We start from the raw sequence: 378 nt of genomic DNA on the forward strand, positions 1-378 counted from the left end.
ACAGTGTATACAGTTTGAAGCGTTGATAACATAAGTTGTTTGATCATGATGGTTTAACCATTCATAGACAGCAGCAGGACAATAGCGGGTGGAAGGGCCTGCATAAATTGCATATTCAGAGTCTTTTTGTTTTTCTAATGAAGATATTTTTAAATGACATGGTTGATTTTCCTCATGGTGCGTATTGGAAAGTGCAACACTGGAAAGGTGATCAAAGGTGACGATACCATCGGGTTTTGGATAAGCAATGGGTTTAAATTTTTCTGCTGGTTCAAGACATGCATAGTCTGCTTTTCCATGGGAGAGTGTTTTAAATAAAGAAAAGCCAAAAAGCTGTTGCCACCACATATCAAAGCCAGCAAGTTTAATTCCGTATTT

General features: G+C 37.8%; 1 protein-coding gene. It reads right to left on the reverse strand.

The genetic code is table 11. The features are described from left to right. Window positions 1-378: 4Fe-4S dicluster domain-containing protein (locus ACFIO5_RS11800; RefSeq protein WP_375705512.1), on the reverse strand; the 378-nt coding region annotated here is incomplete at both ends.

This window comes from Bartonella sp. AA86SXKL, assembly GCF_042196885.1.